General features: G+C 56.0%; 11 protein-coding genes and 2 pseudogenes. 3 read left to right on the forward strand and 10 right to left on the reverse strand.

Features of this window, described 5'->3' with window-relative positions; all coding sequences use genetic code 11:
* The first annotated feature begins 49 nt into the window (after positions 1-49).
* A complete protein-coding gene (locus KQX66_RS23270) occupies positions 50-424 on the forward strand; it encodes a cupredoxin domain-containing protein (protein ID WP_216795203.1) in 375 nt (124 codons plus the stop codon).
* Positions 425-887: 463 nt separating this feature from the next.
* Here KQX66_RS23270 and KQX66_RS23275 read toward each other — a convergent pair whose 3' ends face one another.
* Positions 888-1,340: a VOC family protein gene (locus KQX66_RS23275; protein ID WP_216795204.1), complete on the reverse strand. Its 453-nt coding sequence runs from the start codon at positions 1,338-1,340 to the stop codon at positions 888-890.
* Between the two features lie 96 nt (positions 1,341-1,436).
* Here KQX66_RS23275 and KQX66_RS23280 point away from each other — a divergent pair.
* A pseudogene (locus tag KQX66_RS23280) lies at positions 1,437-1,577 on the forward strand (IS1595 family transposase); the annotation flags it as partial.
* 17 nt (positions 1,578-1,594) lie between these two features.
* On the opposite strand, the pseudogene KQX66_RS23285 reads toward KQX66_RS23280, so the two are convergent.
* From KQX66_RS23285 to KQX66_RS23310, 6 genes and pseudogenes are all read right to left on the reverse strand, one after another.
* Positions 1,595-2,040 (reverse strand): annotated as a pseudogene (locus tag KQX66_RS23285) (transposase); the annotation flags it as partial.
* Positions 2,041-2,206: 166 nt separating this feature from the next.
* On the reverse strand, positions 2,207-2,773 hold the full coding sequence (locus KQX66_RS23290) for a CvpA family protein (protein WP_216795205.1): 567 nt from the start codon (positions 2,771-2,773) through the stop codon (positions 2,207-2,209).
* 3 nt (positions 2,774-2,776) lie between these two features.
* Positions 2,777-5,740 (reverse strand): cell division protein ZapA, encoded by a 2,964-nt coding sequence (zapA, locus tag KQX66_RS23295; protein ID WP_216795206.1) that lies wholly within the window; start codon positions 5,738-5,740, stop codon positions 2,777-2,779.
* A 120-nt stretch (positions 5,741-5,860) separates the two neighbouring features.
* The gene (gene pheT / locus KQX66_RS23300) at positions 5,861-8,311 is read right to left on the reverse strand and encodes a phenylalanine--tRNA ligase subunit beta (RefSeq protein ID WP_216795207.1); all 2,451 of its coding nucleotides are present in this window, start codon (positions 8,309-8,311) and stop codon (positions 5,861-5,863) included.
* Positions 8,312-8,334: 23 nt separating this feature from the next.
* Entirely contained in the window at positions 8,335-9,369 is a 1,035-nt protein-coding gene (gene pheS / locus KQX66_RS23305) for a phenylalanine--tRNA ligase subunit alpha (RefSeq protein WP_010497043.1), read from the reverse strand.
* A 448-nt stretch (positions 9,370-9,817) separates the two neighbouring features.
* The gene (locus KQX66_RS23310) at positions 9,818-10,201 is read right to left on the reverse strand and encodes a nuclear transport factor 2 family protein (RefSeq protein ID WP_216795208.1); all 384 of its coding nucleotides are present in this window, start codon (positions 10,199-10,201) and stop codon (positions 9,818-9,820) included.
* 465 nt (positions 10,202-10,666) lie between these two features.
* Between KQX66_RS23310 and KQX66_RS23315 the strand changes: the two genes are divergently transcribed.
* Positions 10,667-11,125: a carboxymuconolactone decarboxylase family protein gene (locus tag KQX66_RS23315; RefSeq protein WP_216795209.1), complete on the forward strand. Its 459-nt coding sequence runs from the start codon at positions 10,667-10,669 to the stop codon at positions 11,123-11,125.
* A 191-nt stretch (positions 11,126-11,316) separates the two neighbouring features.
* Here KQX66_RS23315 and KQX66_RS23320 read toward each other — a convergent pair whose 3' ends face one another.
* From KQX66_RS23320 to KQX66_RS23330, 3 genes are all read right to left on the reverse strand, one after another.
* Positions 11,317-12,813 (reverse strand): Kelch repeat-containing protein, encoded by a 1,497-nt coding sequence (locus tag KQX66_RS23320; protein ID WP_216795210.1) that lies wholly within the window; start codon positions 12,811-12,813, stop codon positions 11,317-11,319.
* Between the two features lie 250 nt (positions 12,814-13,063).
* Positions 13,064-16,327: an alpha-mannosidase gene (locus tag KQX66_RS23325; RefSeq protein ID WP_216795211.1), complete on the reverse strand. Its 3,264-nt coding sequence runs from the start codon at positions 16,325-16,327 to the stop codon at positions 13,064-13,066.
* Positions 16,328-16,443: 116 nt separating this feature from the next.
* Positions 16,444-17,466, reverse strand: a complete 1,023-nt coding sequence (locus KQX66_RS23330) for a LacI family DNA-binding transcriptional regulator (RefSeq protein ID WP_216795212.1) — start codon at positions 17,464-17,466, stop codon at positions 16,444-16,446.
* Positions 17,467-17,769 lie beyond the last annotated feature (303 nt).

Here is a 17,769-nt window from a genome sequence, read left to right on the forward strand (position 1 = left end):
ATGGGATAAGAAAAATATTCCATGATGGTTTTGAAAGGGGACTTACCAGATGAAAAAATGGATCGTCAGTATGGCAGCAGTCGGGATGATTTTCGCCTTGTCCGCGTGCGGAGCCAAAGAAACCCCGAAAGCTTCGGAGCAGGCCAACAGCAATCCGGCGGCTCAGCAGGTAAAATTGGTAGCCACGAACTTCCAGTTCGATCAGAAAGAATATAAAGTGAAAAAAGGCGAGGACGTTACGTTTTCGCTGGAAAACAAGCAAGGCATGCATGCCGTGCAAATTAGCGGTGTAAACGTCGGTTTGGACAACAACAATAAGACCAAAACGGTAAAAATCGACAAGGCCGGCACCTACGATATCGTCTGCTCGCTTCCTTGCGGCCAAGGCCATGCGACGATGAAATCCACGCTTATTGTGGAATAAGGGTAGCCTGACGACAAATAATTCCAAAAGCGGCTCCGTTTGTCCTGCGGGATGGACGGGGCCGTTTTTTATTTAATATAAAGGCTATGTTAAACTTTGTTGTTGATTTTTACGATAAGAAAACCGCCTCGTTGAAGAGGCGGCTTATTGAGCTATCTTACCCGTTAGTTGAGTCTCTTTAATTTGGTTTTGCATTGATTTCCGTTAAAGTTCATGCATCACGAAGTCCCACCGAGTTAAGGCGGCTTGCTGCCGGCCGCGATGCGGTTAGTCGGTGCGGATGTGTCCCGGCAATTACTTCCTCGTTCTTGTTTCCGGGACCTAGGGTCGCCCAGATCCGGAGAGTGAATGCGGTGTTTATATGATGCACCCGACTTCTTCGATATACTTTCACACTGCTTTTCTGTTTCTATATTTTACTCTAGTAATGTATATTTCAGTTAAGTCTTCTTTTAAACGTCACTTATTTATTACCGAGTTGTTCCGCCAAACCGATTAGAAGTCCTCCATTTCCACGAATGTAGCAGAGCCGATACGAGTCCTCGTACTGAACCACTTCGCCAACGAGCTGAGCACCATGCTTAGTGAGTCTGGATACCATTTCGTCAATGTCTTCAACGGTGAACATGACGCGTAGATAACCGAGGGCATTTACAGGAGCAGTTCGGTGATCTGATACAGTAGGTGGGGTGAGAAATCGCGAAAGTTCAAGTCGGCTGTGGCCATCTGGGGTAACCATCATAGCAATCTCTACACACTGTGAACCCAGCCCGGTTACGCGACCAGCCCATTCACCTTCGACAGTAGCTCGCCCTTCGAGCTTCAAGCCAATCTCCTCGAAGAAAGAGATTGCATCATCAAGGGATTCTACAACGATGCCAACATTATCCATTCTTAGCAGTTTGTTTTTTGCCATAGTTTTATCTCCTTATGTGTACAAATTTATTACCTGTCACATTATAGTAAAATGTGAAATTTGGTTTTCGGATATGTCATATTAACTTTTATTCTCCAAGGAATCGTTGAAATGGACGAAACGTATCTCTTATTCTCCGAAAAGGACAAACGGAATATTGCCGATTGTAAGCAACGTAAACGCGGCGGAAAAGCCAAATATCGTGGTATTAGTAATCACCAAGTATGTGTACTCGTTAACGCTTCAGTTGGAATCTGCTTTAGGGCGGCAAGAATCTTATGTCGCCAGTAAAACAAGGTGACGTGCGTGACTTCACCATTTAACTGCTCTGCACATTTTCTCAGTGAATAACCCTAATCATACATTCAATAAAGCGAATCCAAATATGAGGTCTCCTCGTTCGTTTCAGAGGGGTATTTGTAAGGTCATTGAACATTTGGCGAAAGGACTTACAACGGTAACGTTGACGTTTAACCTCTCCAGTACGGGATTTTACAGCGTACTTCCCAAATCGCACAACAGAATGGTTTTTGCAATGCGGGCAAACGAGTCCCTCTTTATGCTTCTGTTCTTGAATTTCATCAATCGCTCGATCTGGAACCGCCACATCCTTGGTTCGGGACTGCAAAAAGTAGATAAGCTCTCGCTTACCATTATCATCCAATGTATCAGCAAGTCTCTTCAGTTCCTTTAAATCCATGGGTAAATCATCGCTGAACAGTGATATTACCCTAATTATGGAACATTAGTTCGTATATATCAACAACAAAGTTTAACATAGCCCATATAAAAAAGGGCCTGCTCCGCGGCTTGGTTTATTCCAACCGTGAAGCAAACCCTTTTTTCAGTTATTCCATTCTGCGGTTTCAGGATTCCCCCGCTTTGACCCGGCCGCCCCGGTTGTTCCAAAGCTCTTGCAGCTTATCGGTCAAAATCGGCGTATGCTCCAGGACGTACGGGGTCAGCATGGAGTTTTTGAGCTGATTCTGCGCGCCGTCGTTCGGAATAACCGTCATGACATGGACGGCGATCACTGCGATGACCGCTGCTTCCGCAAAGCCGAGCGCCGCGCCGCTCCATTGGTTGGCCTGCTTGAGTCCCGGCGCCGCCGCCAGCCAGTTCAGCAGCCGCCCGCCGATGCTGAACGCGATTTTGACCCCGAAGAACAAGATTGCAAACGCCAACGCATTATACACGTAGGTGTCCAACTTCAAGCCTTTTGCTAGAAATTCATACTTCTGGTACGTTTCGTGCCCGGATAGCGCAAGCGTACTACCCACCAGCGGCGCCAGATCGGCATAAAAGAAAAAGGCAATCAAGTACGCGGCCACAAGACCGACGACCGATACCAGCTGGCCGATAAAGCCGCGCGCGAACCCTAGAACCGTTCCGACGGCGAGCACCGCCAGAACGGTGTAATCCAATCCGTTCATTCGCTATTCCTTCTCCACGAGCTCGATCCATTCGTTATATTCGATCTGGAGCTTCTCGTACTCGGATTTCAAGTTCTGCAATTCCTCGAATACTTGCTCCGCCTTCTCCTGATGCTGCCCGTATTCGGCCTGCAGCGCTTTGTGCAATTTTATCTGCTCGGCGAGCTGCTCTTGAAGCTCATTGTACAGCTCGACCTGAAGCTCCAGCTCGTCCTTCTGCTCAGCCAGCTCGATCCGCAGCTGCGTTCCCTGCGCGGCCTGCTCGGTCAGCTCGGCGATTTTCGCTTCCTGCATAGCCAGCCGCTGCTCCAGCGTCTCCCGCTCGCTCTGCGCCGTTTGCTGCCGATCTTCTAGCGCGGCACACTGTTCCTGCAGGGCGCGGCTCAGCTCTACGGCCGCTTCGCGTTCCTGACGCAGCTTGGCAAGCTCGCGTTCGCGCTCGCCGAGAAGGCGTTGGAACTCCTCGTGACGCGCCTCCTGCGCAGCCGCCGCTTCGCGCAGCCCCGCTTCTTGCTCGGCCAAACGCCGCGCCAGCTCGTCATGCTGCCCTTGCAGCTCGTCATAGAGCTCCTGATGCACGCCAATCTCTTCCTCCTGCTCACGGAGCTTCGCCCGCAGCTCGTCGACCTGCGCCGCCTGCGTCTCGCTGCGCTGCTCCCGTTCGGCAAGCTCGCGCGCCAGCTCAGCCTCCCGCTCGCTAAGCTGCTGGCCAAGCTGCGCGATGCGCGTCGCCAAAGCAGCCGCTTCTTCGTCGAACCGCTGCTTCGCTTCGGCCAGCTCGCTCTGCCGCCTCCGCTCCAGCGCTTCCAGCTGCCGCCGCTGCTCTTCTTCGCGGGCCGCCAGCCGTGCATCGCTCTCGGCTGCCCGCGCCTCCAGCTCCGCTTGGCGCTGCTCTGCTTCGGCAAGCTCTGCGGCGCGCTTTTGCTCCAACGTTTCGAGCTTGCGCTGAAGCTCCGCTTCCTGGGTCGCGCTGCGCTCCCGTAAAGCGGCCAGCTCGCCTTCGAGCTCGTTGTATAGCTCCTGCTGCAGTGCAAGTTCGTCTTCTTGCTCGCGCCGCTTTCCGCGCAGGGCTTCCAGCTCCGCCAGCAGCCCGTCGCCGCGCTGCAGCTGCTCGCGCGTCTTCTCTAGTTGCTCGCCAAGCTGCACCTCGAGGCGGCGCTTCTGTTCCTTCAGCTCCGCCTCGCGAGCCGCTAGACGCTCGGCGTAGCTCGCTTCCGCTTCGTGCATCTGCTCTGCCAGCATCGCCTTTGCCGCGGCCATTGCCTCGCGGCTCCGCTCCCGCTCGGCTGCAAGCAACTGCTCCAGCTCCGCTTGCTGCGCTTTCGCCGCTGCCGCCTGCGCCTCCGCTTCGCGCGCCTGCTCCGCCAGCAGCGCTTCCGCCGCGGCGGCTGCCTCACGGCTGCGCTCCCGCTCGGCCGCGAGCTGCCGCTCCAGCTCCGCTTGCTGCGCTTGCGCCGCTGTCGCTTGCGCCTCCGCTTCGCGCGCCTGCTCCGCCAGCAGCGCCGCCGCCGCCGCTGCCTCCTCGCGGCTGCGCTCCCGCTCAGCCGCGAGCTGCCGCTCCAGCTCCGCTTGCTGCGTTTTCGCCGCTGCCGCCTGCGCTTCCGCTTCGCGCGCCTGCTCCGCCAGCTTCGCCTCTGCTGAGGCCGCCTGCTCTCGAAGCTCGCGTTCCTTCGCTTCGCTTAGCTCCTGCAGCAGCGCCTCTGCCGCGGCTGCCTCCTCGCGGCTGCGCTCCCGCTCGGCCGCGAGCTGCCGCTCCAGCTCCGCTTGCTGCGCTTTTGCCGCGGCCGCCTGCGCTTCCGCTTCGCGCGCCTGCTCCGCCAGCTTCGCCTCTGCCGCCGCTGCTTCCTCGCGGCTGCGCTCCCGCTCGGCCGCGAGCTGCCGCTCCAGCTCCGCTTGCTGCGCTTTCGCCGCTGCCGCCTGCGCCTCCGCCTCGCGCGCCTGCTCCGCCAGCTTCGCCTCTGCTGAGGCCGCCTGCTCTCGAAGCTCGCGTTCCTTCGCTTCGCTCAGCTCCTGCAACTCGTTATAGAGCGCCACCTGCAGCTCGATCTCCTGCTGCTGGCCGGAAAGCTGCTCCTGCAGCCCGTCGAGCTGGTCGCTCAGCTCGGCGTACTGCTGTTCCCGCTCCGCGAGCCGCTTCGCCGCTTCGCCGCGCGCCTGCTCGGTCGCTTGCAGCCGCTGCTCCAGCTCGCTTGCGCGCTTCTCCTGCGCCGTCAGCCGCTCCTGCGTCTGACGCTCCGCTTCCGCCTGCTTGCTCAGCTGCGCTTCCTGCGAAGCGATCTTCGCCCGCAGGCCGTCCCGTTCCTTGGCCTGCTCGGCCGCCCGGCGCTCTAGCTCCTGCTTCGCCTGCTCCAGCTCGTGAATCCGCTGTCCGCGACGCTCCGCTTCCTGCGCTTCGGCTGCGCAGCGCCCCTCGAACTCGCGTGCCCGCTCAAGCGTCTCAGCCAGCTTGCGCTCCAATTCGCCGCTCAGCTCCAGTTGGCCGTTCAACCGTTCCCGGCTTTCGGCGAGCTCGCTATCAAGCGTGGTCAAACGCTCGCGAAGCGGTTCCAGTTCGGCGCGCAGCGCGGCCGCTTCCGCCTCGGCGCGCTCCCGCGAAGCCTGCTGCTCTCCGCGCTCCGCTTCGAGTTTGGCCAACCGGTCACGCTCCGTCTCCAGCTCCTGCTGAAGCTGCGCATGACGCTCACTTAACCGTTCCAACTCTTCGCTGGCTTGCTCCAGCTGCCGCTGACGTTCCAATACCGACTCAAAATCCTGACGCATCCGGCTCCATTCGTCGGCCATATTGACAGCCGCGAGCACCGCGATTTTAGGCAAATCAAGACGCGGGCTGCTGTCCGCGATCTTGTGCATTTGATCGTTCACCAGTGCGGCCACTTGCTTTATATAGGAAGGGCTGGATTTCGAAACCAGCTTGTACTGGGTACCATAAATATCGACGGTCATCCGGACTTTGTCTTCACCGCTCATGCGCCTTGCTCCCCTTTCCGAAACACAAAAAAAGATTCTCCGTATCCTATAGACTTCGATACGGAGAATCGCTTTTCCTGCTGTCGTTTTCAGACTTTTGCCGGACAAATCACAAGGGAATTATTTCCTGAGCTCGGCGCCAAAATCGGCCTCAAGAGCCGCTACGACACGGCCGTGCAGCTCGCTGACCTCTTCGTCCGTCAACGTCCGCTCCAGAGTGCGGTAGACCAGCGAGATAGCCACGCTTTTCTTATCGGCACCAAGCCGCTCGCCAGTGTAAATGTCGAACACCTGGATCGATTCGAGCAGGCTGCCTGCGGTTTCCCGCGCTTTGGCAAGCAAATCGCCAACGGGAACGCTGCGGTCGACGACGAGTGCCATATCCCGCCCGATGGCCGGGAAACGAGGCAGCGGACGATAGGCAAAGCTCTCGCTTGCCAATTGCGCTAGCGTATCCAGCTCGACTTCAAGGACATACGTGTCCGCGAGGTCCTTTTGCTGCTGAAGCGACGGGTGAAGCTGGCCGATCGTTCCGATGGCCCGGCTGCCGTTTGCCGTTTCGACAACGATCCGCGCCGTCCGTCCCGGATGGAAGCCTTCCGGCTGGGCGGCCTCGTACCGGACGCCGTCGATTCCGAGATAAGACACAACTCCTTCGAAAATACCCTTCAGATCGTAAAAGTCGACATCAGCCGGCTTGCCGGTCCAATGCAGCTCGCTTCGTTTGCCGGTCAGGAGGATGGCAAGCTGCAGCTTTTCTTCCGGAAGACGGCTTAGCTGCGCATCTCCGGTAACGAATACGCGGCCGATTTCGAACACGGCGACATCGTCCTGATTCCGGTTCCGGTTATATACCGCCACATCGAGCAAATGCGGGATCAGGCTCGTACGCAGCACGCTGCGGTCCTCGCTCATCGGCATTGCCAGAGCAATCGGCTTCGCGTCCGGGTAAGCGCCCGCATACTGACGGATTTGCTCGGGATGCGTGAACGTGTACGTAATCGCCTCGTGCAGGCCGCTGCCCGTCAGCAGCGTCCGCGTCAAGCGGCGGATCGCCTGCTCCCGGGTAAGCGCGCCCGGCGTCGTGACCACGTTCATCAGCGTAGTCGGAATGTTGTCGTAGCCGTGCAGACGAGCCACTTCCTCGATCAGATCAACGGCGCGGGTAATATCGCCGCGGCGGCTCGGCACATGCACCAGCAGTCCGTCCTGCTCCAACGGCTCGACCGTGAAATTCAGCCGTTCGAAGATCGCCTTTACTTCTTCAACCGACAGCTCCGTGCCGAGATACCCGTTGATGCGGCTTACCGTCAACTCGATTTGCACCGGCTTGCGCTCTCCCGCTACCGCTTCAACGATACCCGACGCCACTTGGCCGCCGGTCAGCTCGGCGATGAGGGCCGCTGCGCGGTTGAGCGCAGGAATAACCGCTTCCGGATTCGCTTCCTTCTCGAAGCGCAGCGACGCTTCCGAACGAAGCCCGAGCTGCCGCGACGTTTTACGGACCGAGGAACCGGCGAAGTTGGCCGACTCCAGCAGGATGCGCGTCGTTCCGTCCGATACTTCAGAGTTCGCGCCGCCCATGACGCCCGCGATCGCGACCGGCTTCACCCCGTCGGTGATCAACAGCATATGCGGCTCCAAGGTCCGCTCCGCATCGTCCAGTGTCACGAGCTTCTCGCCTTCGCGGGCAAGCCGTACGTCGATATGGCCGTTGTTCAGCTGATCCGCATCGAAAGCATGCAGCGGCTGACCGTATTCGAACATGACGTAGTTGGTCACATCCACGATGTTGTTGATCGGACGAACGCCGGCAGCCATCAGCCGGTTTTGCAGCCAAAGTGGCGACGGCCCGATTTTTACGCCTTCGATCAGACGCGCCGCGTAATGCGAGCACTGCTCTTTGGCCGAAATTTCCACGAAAATCCGGTCAGCCGCTTTGACGGCTGCCGCGCTGTCGTTCAATCCCGCTTCCGCATCCGGCAGCTTCACCCCGCGGCCCAGAATCGCCCCGATCTCGTAGGCTGCACCCAGCATGCTGAGGCAGTCAGAACGGTTCGGCGTCAGGTCGAAGTCCATCACTTCGTCGTCTAACGCCAGGACATCGAGGATGCTTGTGCCGACCTGCGTATCCTCCGGCAGCACCAGAATGCCTTCTTGAATTTCCTTCGGCAGCAGCTTGTCGTTCAAGCCGAGCTCCTTGGCCGAGCAGATCATGCCTTGCGACTCGACGCCGCGCAGCTTGGCCCGCTTGATGACGAGACCGTCCGGCAGCTTCGCGCCGACGATGGCGACAGGCACCTTTTGCCCTGCGGCTACGTTTTTAGCCCCGCACACGATTTGCAGATCCTCGCCTTGGCCTACATCGACGATACAGACGCTTAGTTTATCGGCGTCGGGATGCTTTTCGCGCGATTTGACGAAACCGACAAACACCTGCGACACGCCTTTGTTGCGGCTTTCCACGATATCGACTTCAATGCCGCTGCGGGTCAGCTTCTCCGCCAGCTCGGCGGCCGAATAGCCGCTGACATCCACATACTGCGACAACCATTGGTAAGATACTTTCATGATTTAGCCCACGCTCCTCTCGCTTACAAATGCACGAACTGCTTCAAGAAGCGCAGATCGTTCGTATAGAAATGTCGGATATCTTCAATGTCGTACTTCAGCATAGCCACCCGCTCGACGCCGAGGCCGAACGCAAAGCCGCTGTATACTTCCGGATCGTAGCCCGCCATCTCCAGCACGCGCGGATGCACCATGCCGGAGCCGAGAATTTCGAGCCAGCCCGTGTGCTTGCACACCCGGCAGCCTTCGCCGCCGCACATCGCGCAGGTTACGTCGACCTCGGCGCTTGGCTCCGTGAACGGGAAGAAGCTCGGGCGCATCCGGATTTGCGTCTGCTTCCCGAACAGCTCCTGCACAAACTGCAGCAGCGTTCCCTTCAAATCGCTCATGCGGATGCCCTTGTCGATCACGAGACCTTCGATCTGCGTGAACATGTGGGAATGCGTCGCATCGTCGTCGTCGCGGCGGTATACGCGTCCCGGACAAATGATTTTGACCGGAACATGGCCTTTCATTTTCTCCATCGTGCGGACTTGCACCGGAGACGTATGCGTGCGCATCAAGATTTCGTCGGTAATATAGAACGAATCCTGCATATCGCGGGCCGGGTGGTTTTTCGGCAGGTTGAGCGCTTCGAAGTTGTAGTAATCCTGCTCCACCTCGGGACCTTCGGCTACCGTATAGCCCATCCCGATGAAAATGTCCTCGATCTCCTCAATTACTTTGCTGATCGGATGCACCGCGCCGCGCGCCGCCGGACGTCCCGGCAAAGTCACGTCGATCCGCTCCGCCGCAAGCCGGGCATTCGTCTCTGCCTCGTTGTAGGCCGCCTGCTTCGCCTCGATGACTTCCTCAATCGCGCCGCGAACCTCGTTAGCCACCTGACCGATAACTGGACGCTCCTCCGCGCTCAAAGCTCCCATCCCGCGCAAAATTTCCGTCAGCGGGCCTTTTTTGCCCAAATACTTGATCCGAAGGTCGGCAAGCTGCTGCTGGTTTTCCACTTGGGCCAGCTCGCGCAGCGCTTCTTCCTTCAGTGTAAGCAATCGTTCTTTCATGCCTGCATTCCCTCCTTGTATGATTTCCGCCTGCGCCGTGTCCGCGAACGCAAAAAAGGCTTTTCCATCCCGGTAAGGGACGAAAAAGCCGTGGTACCACCCTTGTTTCAGAAGACAGGCTAAGCCGCCTGAGTCTTCTTCCTTCATTGAACGTAACGGTTCGGGAACTTGCGTTCGGACCGGTTCCTCCTACTTGCCGACGGGTCGGATTTGACCGCACGGTTTCAAAGGACTGCTCGGGAGCGAACTTCGGCAGCCTGGTTCTTCGGACACGCTCTCAATCTCCGGCGTCTCCTCCCTGTCAAGAGGCACTGCTTACTTTTCTCCGTCAACGCATTTGGCAGTATTCAGTATATGAGAAGTATTATATGCAAACGGGCAGCCGAATGCAAGCGCAAACGGCACAGTTCACAGCATGTTCATGCGGGAAAGATGGCAGTGAGAGTTTTTATGAACGGTCCTCGATGGCGGAGATTTTTCCGTCTTGAAAAGCAAACCGCGAGGAGCCCCGTAATTTGATCTTCTCGCCGGCCTTCGGCCCGCCCGGGAGATCGGCAGCGAGCGTTCCCTCGTAGTCGATTTCAATTTCAACCTGGTCCTCGTGAAATCGGAAGGTCAGCACCTTTTGACTGCGGCTCTCGAACAAAGCGGCCGATTGCTCTGCCAAATTCCTGAACGCTTCGATTCCCGCCGTCTCCGTCGTCACCTCGCCGTTCGATACGTTGCGAAACCGGACCTCCTCGTGCAAAAGCGACACTATACCGTCAACATCAAAGGAATTGTAATACTGCACGTACGCGTGGATCATCGCTTCTTTTTGCTCGTTGTTCATAGGTAGGCCTCCTCTTTGATTGTGCATGAATTTGACCACGAAAAAAAAGCTTTTCCATCCCGGTAAGGGACGAAAAAGCCGTGGTACCACCCTTGTTTCGGAAGACCGGCTATGCCGCCTGTCGTCTTCTTCCTCATTAGAACGTAACGGTTCAGGAACTTGCGTTCGGACCGGTTCCTCCTACTTACCGACGGGCCGGATGGACCGCGCGGTTTCAAAGGACTGCTCGGGAGCGAACTTCGGCAGCCTGATTCTTCGGACACGCTCTCAATCTCCGGCGTCTCCTCCCTGTGAAGAAGCACTGCTTACTTTTCTCCGTCAACGCATTTGGCGTATGGAATTAATGGGTATTATAAGCAATCGGCGGGAAAGCGGCAAGCGGAAAATGATTCGGTCACAAAAAAAATCGCTGCATCGTCTTAGGAGTGTTAGCAAACAAAACAAAAACCGAAGGAGCGAATTTCCATGAAAGCAAGAATGAATCATTACGAAGTGAACCCGAAAGCGTATGAAACGATGCTCGGCTTGGAGAAATTTGCCGCAAGCGGGCTGGACCACACGCTCTATGAGCTGATCAAAATCCGGGCGTCGCAGATCAACGGCTGCGCTTTTTGCCTAGATATGCATACGGAGTCACTGCTGAAAGTGAGCGGCAATGAACGCCGGATTCATCTCATTAGCGTTTGGCGGGAAGCGCCATTTTTTACGGAAGCGGAACGGGCAGCTCTGGAATTGACGGAAGCCGTGACGCTGATCTCGGATGGCGGAGTGCCGCAAAACTTGTACGAGCGGGTACGCGAGCATTTCGACGAGAAACAGTATGTCGCGCTGATCATGGCCATCGTAACGATCAACGGCTGGAACCGGCTTGCCATCTCCACCGGTATGTTCCCGGGCTGCCTCGACCCGCAGTCGGGCAAATAAAATCGTTAACCGAATCAAGTCCGTCAGCGAAAAATATATTTTTACCGATGACGCAGACGGCCGGTAAAGTGTATTGGGAATACGAAGGCTCGTTTGACGATATCGCCAAACGTCTGGCCGACGCCGGGGTTTTGATTTAAAACAACAAAGACACACAAAAGAGCCGCGGTTGCGGCTCTTTTAATCATTGCTTAGTCTTTCTGCACATATTCGTTTACTTCATAGGTTAAGACTTTATCGTAAATGATATAATCCTTTCGACTTACAAAGGGGCCTTTATTGTTGTTATGTTTATCGATAGCATACGATACCGGACCTGTACCGGACGCTTTTGCTTCATACCAACTAATAAATGCCTGAACCTCGGCCAAGCTTAGATCGAACTCTTTTTCAAGGCCGTTATTCATCGTTACGACGAGCAAAGCCCGTTTTGCCTGGGAGGCTTGCGGGGTAGCAGATGCCTCATTTGAAACTCCGCTTTCTCCAATGCTATTAACTGCATAAACAACATAGTAGTAGGTAGTCCCATTGACAACATCTTTATCCAAATAAGTATTAGTACCGTTATACACGTTTGTTGCTACTGTCGTATAGGGACCTCCGGGAGTTAAAGATCTTTTTATAGTATAACTTGTTGCTCCTTCGGGGCTACTCCAGTTCAAAACAACGGAAGCATCCCCGCCGTTTGCCGTAAGATTCAACGGAGCAGAGGGCGCTTCACCATAAACCTCTACACTTCCAACAGGCGCATTAGATGTATTAGAGTTGCTTCCACCAACAACGTAAATTTTCCCATTATAAGTCACGGCGCCCAAACCGCTTCTAGCCTGATTCAATTTGGCTCTTGGCGTCCATGTATTTGTTTTTGGATCATACGCTTCGACAGTATTGTTTTCATAGGATTGATCATTTCCGCCAATTGCAAAGATTTTTCCTGAGAATACAACGGCATTGCCTATTCCTCTATTTGCAGACATATTCGGTTTTGATGTCCATTTATCGGTAGCCGGGTTATATTCTTGAAAGCTATTTAACGAAACGTTGGTCGAATTGTCTATCAATCTTCCGCCTACTAAATAAATTTTATCATTCAATATTACGGCAGCAGAACCATGAATAGCTTTAGGCATATTGGATTTTGAAGTCCAAGTATCGGTAGCCGGGTCATATACATCCACGTTTGTGACTGACCTTGTACCCGTAGTCATGCCACCAAAAAGATAAATTTTATTATTGTATACAACAGCAGTTCTTAATCCTAGTTCCGAAGGCATACTCGCTTTAGTAGTCCACGTATCCGTCGAAGGATTATACATCTCTACCGTTTTTAGCGAAGACCCTCCTGTCCAAGTAAAATAATTGCCGGTATAACCGCCGAATACGTAAATATTTCCATTGTAGACAACCGATGCAGCCGATGAACGGGCGGTCGGCATTTTGGATTTTGTTTCCCAGCTATTCGTGCTTATATCATATACTTGAACGTCTTGATATGAAGCCGATCCGGCTGAGCCTCCGATGGCATAGATTTTCCCATTGACTTCAACAGTCGCTGCTGCAGCTCTCGGATTAGGCATATTCGATTCTATTTTCCATGTTTCTGCGGCATCGGCTAAAGCTAAATTGCTGAACAAAAAAATACATGATACCAGAAACAAAAATGAAAAGTATCCTTTTTTAAACTTCATGAGCACTTTCCTCCATATTTTGTATTTGCGCTTTCCTAGAATAGGATAATACAAATTTCTACATTTATTGTCTAAACATATTTCACCAAATTATTATATTTTTGTATATATTTTTAATTTTAACTTAAATTTGGTTGTTTTTTTCGGTGAATTACTCTTTCAATAATTAAAGTTCGTATGTTAAAACTCTTGTTACTTTATCGGGGAAAAGCGACTGCTTCTCCCCTATTCTAAGTCAGCTCGATTGCTGTTATTGCATCTGCAACAGCAGCGTCTTGATCTCGTACGGCTTGATGGCAAAAGCAACTGCGCTCCCTTCCTGCCTCTCGCCTGCCGGGCGTTCCATCAGGTCCAGTTCCTGCCAAGCTTCGACCGGCAAATCGCTTGCCAGCTTCACCTCGCCCCGGATTCCGGCGAATTCATGCAGCCGCACGACGACGGCTTCGCGGTCTTCGGCCTTTTTGACCGCATCGATCATGACGTGCCCGGACGCGGCCCCTGGCAAGTGAAACAGTGACAAAGCACTCCACTCCGGCTTGCCGTACACGGCGGTCACCGGATTGTTCAGCGACCATGCTTCCTGCACGGTTCGGCCTTGATGCCAGTCTCCTTCGTGAGGCAGCAGTGCATACGTGAACCGGTGCTCTCCTTGATCGGCGCGCGGGTCCGGCACCATCGCCGATTTGATCAACGACAGGCGGATGACGTTATCCTTGATGTCGTAGCCGTATTTGCAGTCGTTCAGCAGGCTGACACCGTAATTGCGCTCGGACAGATCGGCCCACTGATGCCCAACCGTTTCAAATCGCGCATAATCCCAGCTCGTGTTCCAATGCGTCGGACGCTTGACGTTTCCGAATTGAATATCGTATGTCGCTTCGGTGGCGCGGATCTCGACCGGAAAAGCAACCTTGAGCAGCTTCCGCTGCTCGTGCCAATCGACGTTCGTCACGAAGTCGATCCGGCGGCTGGCGGCGTACAAAATCATGTCCTGCACAACGGTCGATTGCCGGTACGTCCATTCGAAGCGTACGACCGCCCGGACAGGGCCGGCTTCCGTCACCTCGGCCCGGGTCAGGATGCTGACCGTCTCCATTTTTTCCCGATAAAAAATATCGATGTCCCATGCCTCGTGACGTCCCTTTGGCTTATCCTCGAACACTTGCAGCACGTTGCCCGCTTGCCCCTGTGCCAGCACCTCGCGCTCTGCGGCCTTATCGAAAAGGCTGATTAGATGCCCTTGTTCGTTCCATTCGATGTCATAGAACGGCGTGGACAGGCTGCTGGCCCCAATCTGAAAAGGCGAGCTTCCGGTTGCCGGTTCGGCCTCGCCCGCTTCAAACTGCAGGACAGCGTAGCCCATGGACGGCAGACTGTCCGCATTGACTAGCCAATCGCTACCCGATCGCTGAGACGCAAGCGTGCGGCCTTGGGCGTCCCGCCAGCAGCCCTGCTCCATGCCGGGACGAGTCGTCAGGCGGACGGTGTCGGCCCGCTCCCAGGAAGCTCCGTTAAACAGCGTGACATAGCGGCCGTCCGGCGCACTGGAAGGCTCCTCGGAGACTTGCTTGGCGCATCCCGAAGACGCTGATTCGAAAGCCGCCGCCAGTATGCCGCATGCCGCCTCCTCAGGATGCCCGGCTGCGGATGCTCCGACAGGGATCAGTCCTTTTGCCGCCTGTATCCATGCACCGCAACCGATGCCGAACGCTTCGGCGTATTCCTCCCGGCAGTCCTCGTACACTTCGCCAATCGACGAGCCCGGGATGATATCGTGAAACTGGTTGCGCAAAATGATTTTCCAGCCTTCGTACAGACGGCTTTGGGGGTAGCTTGACCAGCCTGTTCCGTGCAACGCAGCGAGCACACTCAGCCACTCCGTTTCGCGATACAGCAGCTCCAGCTTCCGGTTCGTCCGCTTGTTGTAGGCTTGGCTTGTGTAGGTCCCCCGATGAAGCTCGAGGTACAGCTCCCCATCCCATGTATGGACATACCGGTCGGTCGCGGCCACTCGCTCCTGCAGCTCGGCGAAATATTCGTCTACCCGTCCTGTCGTCACATGCGGCACCCCGGGCATCGACTCCAGCCGGCGGCGCATTTCCAGCATTTCGCGGTTCACCCCGCCTCCGCCGTCCCCATAGCCGTAAGACAGCAGCAGATGCCGGTTCAGCTCCTTGTCGCGGTAGCCTTCCCAGATCCCCTGCACGGAGTCGGGGGTAATGCTGCCGTTATATGTGTAATAAAAGGCTCCTTCATTGCCGCCCGGGTCCGGTGTCGTGATAAAATGGGTCAGCACCTCGCTGCCGTCGATCCCCCGCCAACGGAACGTATCGTGCGGCATGCGGTTGTACTGGTTCCAGCTGATTTTCGTCGTCATGAACATATCGATGCCGGACTTCTTCAATATTTGCGGCAGCGCCCAGCTGTAGCCGAACACGTCCGGCAGCCACAAGTAGCGGCATTCGACGCCGAACTGCTCCCGGAAAAAACGCGTGCCGTACAGCAGCTGGCGAACCAGCGACTCGCCCGACGTCAAGTTGCAGTCCGCTTCGAGCCACATCGCGCCGCCCGCTTCCCAACGCCCTTCGGCAACCCGCTCGCGAATTTGCTCATACAGCGTCGGGTAATCGGTTTGCAGGTACTCGTAAAGCTGCGGCTGCGTTTGCAAAAAGACGTAATCTGGGTACAGCTCCATCAGGCGGAGCACGGTGGAGAACGACCGCGCCGCCTTCTCGCGCGTATGCTTCAGCCGCCACAGCCAGGCGACGTCGATGTGTGTGTGCCCGATGCAGCGGATCGTAACAGGATGATGCTTGGGGATATCGTCCAGCTGCTGGCGCAGGAGATTGCGCGCGGCTTCGAGCGAGGCATAGAACGGCTCCGAGCCGGGAGACGACCAGTCGATGAGCAGGAAAGCCCGGTCGAGCGCCGACAGCAGCTCGTGGCGTTCCGGCTGGTGCTCGCCGAGCCGTTCCACGGTTTGAAGCGCCGCACGGGCGGTGTAAAACAAGTCGTCCGCAGCTTCATCCAGCCAGCACAGCTTCGAAAGCCGGAGCCGATGCTCGATCGGAGCGGCTGGTCCATAGCCGTTCAGTCCGGACCACAGCCGGAAGCGGAAGCGTACCGTGGTGCCTGCAGCGTCTGACGGGAGGAACACTTCGCCGTGGTTCGTATCCACCCCTTGATAAGGTTCCCCGTTCAAAAACAGCAGCGACTCGAAGCCGCTGTTGCCGCCCCCGCCCGTACGGCCGAAATCGAAGCGGCCGAGTATTTTTTTGCCCGCCCAAGCGGCAGGAATCTCCGCTTCGAAGACAAGCCACATATACAGATCGCGCCCCGCCCAACGGTCGCCAATCTGCACAGGCTCCCATTCGCCTTCCTCCGGCGGATAGGCGGCGATCCTTCCCTCCGCGTCGTACTGCCGCAGCATGGCAGCAACATCCCGCTCATCGCGGTAGCGGAACGGGTCCAGCTCCCGAATGCGCGCAGCAAGCTTTTCTTCCGTCCATAACATGACAATCATCCCTTCTCAGTACAAAATGAATGGTTAAAGCATGTTATAACACGTGTTATATCGTGACAAAAAATAATGTGTTACAAAGCAGCCGATGCTGTGCGACGGCACGGGAGCTACAAGCTTTCCCGCGCCATCAGCTTGGCCGGTAGCCATATGCGGGTTGTATCGGTCCGTTCTCTCTGCTCCTCGATGTATTCGATCAGCCGATTTCCCGCAGCTTCGCCCATTTCCGCATAAGGAACCTCCACCGCACTTAGCGAGGGCACCAGCCCCGCATTCAGCCTTTCCGTATTGTCCGCAGCCATCACGAAGTAATCTTGACCGATGCGCATCCCCGACTCGAAAGCGGCGCGGTACAAAGACACCGCCGCACGCGACCAGTTCGTCAAGCAGCCGGGCGATTCTGGCCCGCTGCGCAGCAGCTCCCGCCACCAGTCGCTGTCCTCCGGCCATTCGGCCTGCGGCTTTACCCGAATGCGCGGCTCCAGGCCCCGCTCCCGCATCCACTCGGTGTAAGCACTCGTCCGCTGGCGATCCCCCCAGTTCGGCCGATGCTCGGGACCATTGTACAGCTCGACGTAGGTCAAAGGTTTGCCGAGCTTGCTCCACGCATAATCGAGCGCGGTCTGGATGCTTTGGGCATAGTCCATCTGTACGGAGGTTACCTCCGCGGTTTCCGGATAGCCTTCTACCGACACGTAAGGAATGCGGTGGCGTTCGACTTGCCGCCGCCACTCGTCGTCCTGGAAGCTCGTCGAGTCCTTGGTGACGATGCCGTCGATCCGGCGCTGCAGGAACAGCTCCACCAAACCTTGCCGATCCGAGGCAAGCTGGGTGCCTCCGTATAGCAGGACGTGGTATCCTTGCTCGGCGCAAGCCTTTTGCAGTCCTTCCAGCATTTGCGCGAACAGCGGATTGCGCAGATCGCCGCAAGCCGCGATACAGCGGCTGCGGCCGGTACGCATCCCTTGAGCTTGCGCATCGACGACGTAATTCAGCTCTTCGATCGCCTGCAGCACGGCACGCCGCTTCTCCTCGCTGACGCCAATCCCCGGCGTGCCGTTAAGCACCGCAGAGACGACGCTGCGGGAGACGCCGGCTTTCGCCGCTACATCAAAGCTTGTTACGCGTTTCAAGATCAATCCCTCCTGAGCTTAAAATAACACGTGTTATCATTGGCAGTCAATGACATTTTTCAGCTTACCACCCCGGTCCCCCTTTTCACTCGCAGATCTCTGTGCCGCGTTACGACTGTCGCAAATTCGTAACATGGGACGGTTGAAAACAGCTGGATTCTGAATTACTGTAAAAAAGAAACCATCCGGTCTCTTTTATCCGTCCTCATGCCGCGGGAGCCATGATAACGGTTAATGCAGACAGAGCTGCGGCTCGACGCCATTTGCACCGAAACCTCACCGGACTTGCCGGGATTGAATGTA

The sequence above is a fragment of the Paenibacillus oleatilyticus genome (assembly GCF_018998565.1).
In the GTDB taxonomy this organism is placed as follows: domain Bacteria; phylum Bacillota; class Bacilli; order Paenibacillales; family NBRC-103111; genus Paenibacillus_G; species Paenibacillus_G oleatilyticus.

Excerpts from the sequence above, each read along its gene's own strand:
- pheT (WP_216795207.1), bottom strand. The coding sequence starts at position 8,311 with ATGAAAGTATCTTACCAATGGTTGTCGCAGTATGTGGATGTCAGCGGC.
- zapA (WP_216795206.1), bottom strand. The coding sequence starts at position 5,740 with ATGAGCGGTGAAGACAAAGTCCGGATGACCGTCGATATTTATGGTACC.
- KQX66_RS23320 (WP_216795210.1), bottom strand. The coding sequence starts at position 12,813 with ATGAAGTTTAAAAAAGGATACTTTTCATTTTTGTTTCTGGTATCATGT.
- KQX66_RS23315 (WP_216795209.1), top strand. The coding sequence starts at position 10,667 with ATGAAAGCAAGAATGAATCATTACGAAGTGAACCCGAAAGCGTATGAA.
- KQX66_RS23275 (WP_216795204.1), bottom strand. The coding sequence starts at position 1,340 with ATGGCAAAAAACAAACTGCTAAGAATGGATAATGTTGGCATCGTTGTA.
- KQX66_RS23310 (WP_216795208.1), bottom strand. The coding sequence starts at position 10,201 with ATGAACAACGAGCAAAAAGAAGCGATGATCCACGCGTACGTGCAGTAT.
- pheS (WP_010497043.1), bottom strand. The coding sequence starts at position 9,369 with ATGAAAGAACGATTGCTTACACTGAAGGAAGAAGCGCTGCGCGAGCTG.
- KQX66_RS23325 (WP_216795211.1), bottom strand. The coding sequence starts at position 16,327 with ATGTTATGGACGGAAGAAAAGCTTGCTGCGCGCATTCGGGAGCTGGAC.
- KQX66_RS23290 (WP_216795205.1), bottom strand. The coding sequence starts at position 2,773 with ATGAACGGATTGGATTACACCGTTCTGGCGGTGCTCGCCGTCGGAACG.
- KQX66_RS23270 (WP_216795203.1), top strand. The coding sequence starts at position 50 with ATGAAAAAATGGATCGTCAGTATGGCAGCAGTCGGGATGATTTTCGCC.